The following is a 7,465-nucleotide window of genomic DNA, read 5'->3' on the forward strand; positions in this document are numbered from 1 at the left end:
CCTACGAGCCGCCGAGTTGCACCGGCTGGGCATCGGCCACCAGTGGCGAGGGGCGGTACATCAAGGTCTCGCGGTCGACTGCGTAGCGCAGGCTGCGGATGAGGCCCACGATGGGGAAGTAGAGCTGCTCGAAGCCTGCGCGCACCTTGCCCAGGCCCTGGCGGCGCACCACGCCCGAGACGATCTGGCGCACGCCCTGGCTGAACATCCACTCGAACAGCAGGTAGAGCGCGGGGAACTTGCCGCAGCGCAGGTACTTGCCCACCGCCGCGCCGGTGCCAGCGCCATAGTTGCGGAAGCTCTGCCAGACGCCCCGGCTGTCCTGGGCGTGGTGGTGGAAGGCCAGCGCCTCGGGGGTGTAGGTGATGCTGCCGCCATGCAGCAGCACGCGGTAGCCAAAGTCGCGCTCGTCCCACGCGCCCAGCGGGCTGCCCGCGCCCAGCAGCTCGTCGAAGCCGCCCAGCTGCTCGAAGCGCTGGCGGGCCACCGCCATGTTGTGGCCGTGGCCAAAGCCCAGGTTCATGGAGCCGGGGCCATAGGTCTCGTGGCGCGTGCTGGTCTTCAGGCCCAGCACGGTGGTGCTGTGCACTAGCTCGGGGGCGACCCCGCCCGGCAGCACGCGGCCAAAGGCGCACCATGCGCGGTTCTGTGCCATGTCGCGCACCAGCGCGCCCACCCAGCCGGGATCGACCCGCACATCATCGTTGGTGAAGAGGATGTAGGGCGCGCTGCCCAGGCGGCTGCCCGCGTTGCGGGTGGCGCACAGCCCGCGCAGCGGGGCGCGCAGATAGCGCACGCGCGGGTCGGCCTCGGCGTGGCGCGCGACGCAGCGCTCGGTGCGGTCATCGTCGCTCTGGTCGAGCACCCACAGCGTGAAGCGCCGGTGGCCGCTGGCGCGGATGCTGGCGATCGTCTGATCGATTGAGTCGCCTCGGTTGTAGGTGGAAATGATGATATCGACGTCCCACATATCGATGCTCGCCGCGCTCATGGGCCGAATCCTTCGTTATGGTTAAACCTGCGCCGCCGAGGTGCCGCCCAGCGCGCCAGCGAACAGCGCGTTCTGCTCGTCGCGCAGGCGGTCGCTCAGCCGACCGGGCGGCACATCCACATCATCGTAGGTGAGCACCGCATCCTTCGGCAGCGCGCGCCGCAGCACGCAGCCCTCGGCTAGGCCGATAGGCAGCAGACGCTGGGAAAAGGTGACGTCGGCGTTCTCGGCCAAGCCATAGGTGTGGTAGCCGCCGATGCCGTCGAGGGTTGTCCCCGCGCTCAGGTCGATCTTGGCCGCCGCCACCACATCCACGCATGGCGCGCCCTCGGCCCGCAGCGCAGCGTCGCCGAACAGCGCCACCCGCGCCACCGTGTTTGGCACCTCGAAGTGGCAGAGGTGGTAGGGCGTGTAGAAGAGGTAGAGCGGCCCTTTGCCCAGCTTGTAGAGGTTCAGATAGTGCTGCATGCTTGGGTGATCGTGGGTGCCAAGGACAAAAACGCCAGGGGCTGGCGTCGCTCCCACAATATAATCAACGATCCCAGGGCCATTGACTAGGGCATCTAGCGGGTAGAGTTCGCCCGCCACATCCTGCAGCGGCGTGCCGCCGGGCACGGTGGGGCCAAACATGCCGCGCCGCGCCACGCGCATGCCGGTGGCGTTGGCCACGATCGCCTGCTCGAACGAGATCTTCGAGCCGTCCGCAAACGAGGTGACCATAGTCGCGCTCTGGCCCCACTGCCGCGCGAAGCCCTCCTGGGTGGTAGGGTTGCGGTAGGGGTCGTGCAGGCCCTTGATGTTGCCGCACAGCACCGGGCGCACCCCGATGCCCCGCACGAAGCGGTAGAGGTTCATGGTCACGCCCGGCTGGTCGCCGTCGGAGATCGAGAAGATCACGCCCGCCCGGTCGGCGTAGCGCCGCAGGATGGGGCCGACGGTGCCCTCTAGCTCGGCGTTCATCGAGACGATGTGCTTGCCGTGCTGGATGGCGCGCATCGTCACCTGCGCGCCAAACTCCACCGCGCCGGTGATCTCCAGCACCACATCCACGCCCTCGGCCTCGCAGATCAGCATCGCATCGTCGGTCACGGCGGGCACCCCGCTGGCGATCGCCTGCTCCAGCGCGCCGCGCGTGGCGACCTCGCGCACGTCCTCCACCCCGGCCTCGCGGTAGGCGCGGCGGGCATTGGCCAGCGTGCGGTTGGCGATGGCCACCAGCCGCATGCCGGTGGTGTAGCGGATGATCTGCAGCGCCGTGCCGCGCGCCATGAAGCCCGCGCCAATCATGCCGACGCGGATGGGTCTGCCCTCGGCCTCGCGCCGCGCGAGGGCGGTATCTACCAAGATCACGCTTTGCTCCCTTTCGCCGTGGCCGCGCCGTCGGCAAACCGCCGACCCTGGCCAAGCGGCATCATCATACCCCGAACAAAGCCCGCCGCCATGCCGCGCAGCCGCCCCAGCACCCGTGGTCGCTGCCGCCGCGCCACGGCCCGCAGCGCATCCAGCACGATCTCGCGCCAGATATCTTCAAAGAAAAAGGCCAGAAAGCGCATGTCGCCGCCGCGCAGCAGCTTGGCATAGGTGGCCATCGGCCCGACCGAGTAGCCATAGTAGAGCCGCTTGGTCTCGGGCCAGGTGCGCAGGCCATGGTGCACCACGTGGCTCTGCGCGCTGCAGGCCACGGTGTAGCCATCCAGCAGCAGCCGCAGCGGCAGGTCGAGATCCTCGGCGCTCTGCAGCGGCGCGCCCGCGCCCAGCTGCGGGTCGAAGCCGCCGAGCTGCAGCGCGGGCGCGCGGCGCACCGCCATGGCCGCGCCCAGGCCCATGGTGCGCTGGCCGGTGCGCCGCCACGCGGCCACGCTGGCCATGCGGCGGTCGGCGGCGAAGATGTGGTGGGGGATGACACCGGCGGCGGGGTCGTGCGGGCCGGGCCGCACGCTGAAGAAGGCGGCGGCCACCGCCGGGTCGCCCGCGAACACCTGGGCCACATCGGCCAGCCAGCCGGGGGCGGCCTCGCAGTCGTCGTCGGTCATGGCCACCACCGCGCCGCGCGCCACCGCCAGCCCCTCGTTGCGGGCGCGGCTCAGGCCCGCCGTGCGCGAGCCGACGTAGCGCAGCCGCTCGTCGGCCAGCAGCGGCGCGAGCGCCTGGCGCGTGGCGTCGTCGCTGCTCTGGTCGACCACCACCACCTCGAAGGCGGGGTGGGCGCTGGCCAGCAGGCTCCTGACCGCCGCCACCGCATCGGCCCCGCGATTGCGCGTGCAGACAACTACCGAGAGGATATCATCGCCGCAATGTGTCATGGTCTCGCCCATCTCCTCGCTACGGCTCGCGGGTAAAATCTGGCCAGGCCGCATCCTTGGGCGAGATCACGCTGATCGGCAGCGGCCAGCGGATGCCAAACGCCGGATCGTCGTAGCGCAGGCCACCCTCGGCCCCCGGCGTGTAGAACTCGGACACCTGGTAGACCACATCGGCCTCGTCCTCCAGCGTCTGGAAGCCGTGGGCGAAGCCCTCGGGCACATACAGCTGGCGGTAGTTCGCCGCCGTCAGCTCCACGCCCAGCCACTGGCCCAGCGTGGGCGAGCCAGCGCGTAGGTCGATGATCACATCGTAGATCGCGCCGCGCGTGCAGCGCACCAGCTTGGCCTCGGCGTGGGGAGCGCGCTGGAAGTGCATGCCGCGCAGCGTGCCGCGGCGGGCGCTGTGCGAGACATTGGTGTTTACCACGTGCGGGTTCATGCCGTGGTCGGCAAACTCGCGGGCGCAGAAGCTGCGCGCGAAAAAGCCGCGCTCGTCGGCCCGCTGCTCTAGATCGATGATAAACGCGCCCTGAAGCTTGGTCTCGGTGAAGATCACAGCGCCCTCCAGAAAAACTCTTGGTCAATCTGCTTGGTCGCGATCAGGTGCTGCAGCTGCTTGAGCCGCGTGTAGGGCCGCGACTCGAACTCGGCGCTGGTCATGCCCACCTGCTCGAACACGGCGCGCAGCTGCTGCGCGCCAAACTGCGCGTCGCGGCGGCAGCGGAAGCCGGGCAGCTGCGCGCTGATCTTCTCGAACGAGACGCGGTAGCTGCGGTTGTCGCTGTCGTTCGTGCCAAACGAAAGCTCGCAGCCGGGGAATGCCCCCGCCACCACCTGGGCGATCTCGCGCACGCGGTAGTTCTGGCGGCTGTCGCCCACATTGAACACCTGGCCGTGGATAGCCTCGCGCGGGGCCTCCAGCACGCAGCCGATCGCATCGGCGATGTCGAGGATGTGCACCAGCGGACGCCAGGGCGTGCCATCGCTGGTCATGGCGATCTTGCCGGTGGTCCAGGCCAGCCCGGCCAAGTTGTTCAGCACCACGTCGAAGCGCATGCGCGGCGAGGCCCCGAAGGCGGTGGCGTTGCGCAGGAAGGTGGGCGAGAACGAATCGTCGGCCAGCGGCAGCACGTCGCGCTCGACCAGCATCTTGCACTCGGCGTAGGCGGTCTGCGGGTGTAGCGGCGACTGCTCATCCACCACGTCGCTGCCGCCGATGCCGTAGACGCTGCACGAGGACATGTACACAAAGCGGCTGACCCCGGCCTGCTTCGCTGCCTTGGCCAGCGCCACGCTGCCCTGGTGGTTGATCGTGTAGGTGATCTGCGGGTTCAGCTGGCCCAGCGGGTCGTTGGAAAGCTCGGCCATGTGCACCACCGCGTCGTAGCCCGCCAGATCTTGGCTGGTGATCTGGCGGATGTCCTTCATCACCTGGCGCGGCAGCACACGCAGGCCGTTGTAGAGCCAGCCGCCCGCGTAGAAGCCGGTGTCGAGGCCGGTCACATCGTGGCCGCGCTCGATCAGCGCGGGGGCCGTCACAATGCCGATATAGCCCGCGCTGCCGGTCAGCAGCACCTTCATGCTCGTATCCTTTCGCTCGCGCGGTCTGCCGCGCCTATGGGGGCAAGCCGATCGGCGATCGCCCGCCCGATCTCGATCGAGGCGGTGGCGGCGGGCGATGGCGCGTTGCACACATGCAGGGCGCTGCGCGTCTGCACCAGGTGGAAATCATCGACCAGGGCGCCGTCGTGCAGCAGCGCCTGGGCGCGCACGCCCGCGTGGGCGGGCACCACATCGCCCATGCCGATCTCGGGGATCATACGCCGCATGCTGGCCACGAAGGCCGCCTTATTGAACGAGCGCCACATCTCTCTCACGCCCTCGTCCATGTTTTTGGCCGCCAGCCGCCAGAACGCGGGCGAGAGCAGCACCTCGGCGCTGTCGCGCAGGCTGAAGTCGCGCTTGCGGTAGGCCTCGCGCTTCAGGCCCAGCACCGCGTTTGGCCCGGCGTGCACGCTGCCGTCGATCATGCGGGTGAAGTGGACGCCCAGAAATGGGAAGTTTGGGTTGGGCACCGGGTAGATCAGGTGCCGCACCAGGTGGCGTCTCTCGGGCACTAGCTCGTAGTACTCGCCCCGGAACGGCACGATCTGCATGCCGGTCTTCGCCCCGCCCATAGCGGCCACACGGTCGCTGTGCAGCCCGGCGCAGTTGATAATGAAGCGGCCCATGAAGGTGCCCGCCGTGGTCTCCAGCGTGGTGCCGTCGGGGCGCTCGACCATGCGCTCCACCCGCGCGCCCAGCTCCAGCGCGCCGCCTCGCTCGCGCACCAGCCGCGCGTAGGCCTGCGCCACCTGGGTGTAGCTGACAATGCCCGTGCTGGCTACCAGGATGCCCGCTAGGGCGCGCACGTGCGGCTCGCGCTCGCGGATCTCGTCGGGGCCGACCCGGCGCACATCTAGCTGGTTCTCCAGCCCGCGCTGGTAGAGCTTCTCCAGCAGCGGCAGCTCCTCCGGCTCGGTGGCCACGATGATCTTGCCGCAGACCTCGTGGGCGATGCCGTGCTGCTGGCAGAAGGCCACCATGGACTGGCTGCCCGCGCGGGCGAAGCGGGCCTTGTAGCTGCCGGGCTTGTAGTAGATGCCCGAGTGGATGACGCCGCTGTTATTGCCGGTCTGGTGGGCGGCCCAGCGCTGCTCCTTCTCCAGCACCAGCACGCGCGCGCCGGGCATACGCTCGGCCAGCTCGCGCGCGGTGGCCAGGCCCACGATCCCGCCGCCGATGATCACATAGTCGTACATGGGGCTACCACACCTTCCAGGGGGCGCTGCCGCTCTGCCACAGCTCTTCAAGGTAGTTCTTGTCGCGCAGGGTGTCCATCGGCTGCCAGAAGCCGTGGTGCCGGTACGCCGCAAGCTTGCCAGCGCTGGCCAGCTGCTCCAGCGGCTCGCCCTCCCACACCGTGGCGTCGCCAGCGATATAGCCGAACACCTCTGGCTCGCACACGAAGAATCCGCCGTTGATATAGGCCCCGTCGCCCTGGGGCTTCTCCTTGAAGCTGGCGATGCGCTGCTGATCCTCGCCCAGGGTGAATGCGCCGAAGCGCCCGGGCGGCTGCACCGCCGTCATGGTGGCCGCCGCGCCGGATGCGCGGTGGTGGGCGATCAGCGCGCCGATCGGGATGTCGCCCACGCCATCGCCGTAGGTGAGGCAGAAGGTCTCGTCGCCTAGGTAGCGCTGCACCCGCTTGATCCGCCCGCCGGTCATGGTCTTCTCCCCGGTCTCGATCAGGGTCACGCGCCACGGCTCGATGGATGTGCTGTGCACTTCCATGGTGTTGGAGCGCATGTCGAAGGTGACATCGGCGTTATGCAGAAAGTAGTTGGCGAAATACTCTTTTATACTATACGACTTATAGCCGCAGCAGATGATAAACTCATCGATGCCGTGCGATGAGTAAATCTTCATGATGTGCCACAGAATCGGCTTCCCGCCAATCTCGACCATGGGCTTGGGCCGTATCGCGCTCTCCTCGCTGATCCGCGTGCCATAGCCGCCCGCAAGAATAACCGCTTTCATGGCGTCTCCCCTCACCAAGCTGCCTATCGATATCATTGCACTATGCAGCTTAGATGAGCTGGGTGAATTTTTGCTTACAGCTGGGGGGCTCTCGGCATTAGCGCCTAGCGGGTTCAGGCCTAGGTCGCTGTGCGGTGCGGGTGCGCGACGCCGTATGATCTGGGGCCTACCCTTGCATGAGTTGTCCCGCCTCTTGTGGCATTCTTCTCTTTATTCTATCATTCTTCTGGCCATTTATATATGTTGAGCTGATGTTTTATCATTCTTGTCGCCATTCCGTCACTTTGCTCTGCCATTCTGCTTTTCTTCTCGGCCTTCTGCCACTTCCCCCTGGCCTTCTGCCACTTCCCCCTGGCCTTCCATCACTTCCCCCTGGCCTTCTGCCACTTCCCCCTGGCCTTCCGTCACTTCCCCCTGACCTTCTGCCACTTCCCCCTGGCCTTCCGTCAGTTCCCCCTGGCCTTCCGTCAGTTCCCCCTGGCCTTCCGTCAGTTCCCCCTGGCCTTCCGTCGTTTCCCCCTGACCTTCTGCCACTTCCCCCTGACCTTCCGTCGTTTCCCCCTGACCTTCTGCCACTTCCCCCTGACCTTCT

8 protein-coding genes are annotated in these 7,465 nt (G+C 67.6%); all 8 read right to left on the reverse strand.

Annotation, left to right across the window (positions count from 1 at the left end):
* Position 1: 1 nt before the first annotated feature.
* Positions 2-991 carry a glycosyltransferase gene (locus F8S13_11190; protein KAB8143556.1) on the reverse strand — a complete coding sequence of 330 codons (990 nt, stop codon included), beginning with the start codon at positions 989-991 and terminating at the stop codon, positions 2-4.
* Between the two features lie 21 nt (positions 992-1,012).
* Positions 1,013-2,341: an NAD(P)-dependent oxidoreductase gene (locus F8S13_11195; protein ID KAB8143557.1), complete on the reverse strand. Its 1,329-nt coding sequence runs from the start codon at positions 2,339-2,341 to the stop codon at positions 1,013-1,015.
* Entirely contained in the window at positions 2,338-3,348 is a 1,011-nt protein-coding gene (locus F8S13_11200) for a glycosyltransferase family 2 protein (GenBank protein ID KAB8143558.1), read from the reverse strand. Before F8S13_11200 ends, F8S13_11195 begins: the two co-directional genes overlap by 4 nt.
* Positions 3,314-3,850 carry a dTDP-4-dehydrorhamnose 3,5-epimerase gene (rfbC, locus tag F8S13_11205; GenBank protein ID KAB8143559.1) on the reverse strand — a complete coding sequence of 179 codons (537 nt, stop codon included), beginning with the start codon at positions 3,848-3,850 and terminating at the stop codon, positions 3,314-3,316. The genes F8S13_11200 and rfbC overlap by 35 nt, the downstream gene beginning before the upstream one ends.
* Positions 3,847-4,875 carry an SDR family oxidoreductase gene (locus tag F8S13_11210; protein ID KAB8143560.1) on the reverse strand — a complete coding sequence of 343 codons (1,029 nt, stop codon included), beginning with the start codon at positions 4,873-4,875 and terminating at the stop codon, positions 3,847-3,849. The genes rfbC and F8S13_11210 overlap by 4 nt, the downstream gene beginning before the upstream one ends.
* Positions 4,872-6,095, reverse strand: a complete 1,224-nt coding sequence (gene lhgO / locus F8S13_11215) for an L-2-hydroxyglutarate oxidase (GenBank protein ID KAB8143561.1) — start codon at positions 6,093-6,095, stop codon at positions 4,872-4,874. Before lhgO ends, F8S13_11210 begins: the two co-directional genes overlap by 4 nt.
* A gap of 4 nt (positions 6,096-6,099) precedes the next feature.
* Positions 6,100-6,873 (reverse strand): glucose-1-phosphate cytidylyltransferase, encoded by a 774-nt coding sequence (rfbF, locus tag F8S13_11220; protein ID KAB8143562.1) that lies wholly within the window; start codon positions 6,871-6,873, stop codon positions 6,100-6,102.
* Between the two features lie 259 nt (positions 6,874-7,132).
* Positions 7,133-7,465: hypothetical protein (locus F8S13_11225; protein KAB8143563.1), on the reverse strand; the 333-nt coding region annotated here is incomplete at its 5' end.

The organism is Chloroflexia bacterium SDU3-3, assembly GCA_009268125.1.
In the GTDB taxonomy this organism is placed as follows: Bacteria; Chloroflexota; Chloroflexia; order Chloroflexales; family Roseiflexaceae; genus SDU3-3.